Annotated in this window: 1 protein-coding gene; it reads left to right on the forward strand. The window is 45.8% G+C overall.

Annotated features, from left to right (window positions below):
- Nucleotides 1-601: aminotransferase class I/II-fold pyridoxal phosphate-dependent enzyme (locus tag R8O11_RS29405; RefSeq protein ID WP_318195145.1), on the forward strand; the 601-nt coding region annotated here is incomplete at both ends.

The raw sequence follows: 601 nt of genomic DNA on the forward strand, positions 1-601 counted from the left end.
CCAGGAGCAAGTGGTGCACTGCGTATGCTGGGTGACCTAATGAAGGTCGCACAACCAGATACAACGGTTTGGATTTCGAATCCAAGCTATGTGAACCACAAGCCAGTAATGGAAGCTGCTGGGCTTAAAGTTAAGTTCTACCATTATTTCTCGCCAGAAACGAAACAAGTCGACACTGAAAAAATGCTGGATCATCTTGCTAAAGCAGGGCCGACAGATGTGGTTCTACTGCATGGTTGTTGTCACAACCCAACAGGCGCAGACATCGACTTTTCCGCATGGCAAGCTATTACAGAACTTTCTCAAAAGAACGGTTTTACGCCATTTGTTGATATCGCGTATCAAGGTTTTGGTGGCGGCTTAGAAGCTGACGCAAAAGGTCTTCGTTACATGGCGGATAATGTCGAAGAGATGTTGATTACAACTTCTTGTTCTAAAAACTTTGGCTTGTACCGTGAGCGTACTGGTGCTGCTATTGTTGTGGGTAAGAACACGCAAGACATCACTAACGCGAAAGGCAAATTGTTAACGTTGGCGCGATCTACGTACACTATGCCACCCGATCATGGTGCTGCTTTAGTGAAAACCATTCTGCAAGATG

This window comes from Vibrio sp. 1288 (assembly GCF_033344475.1).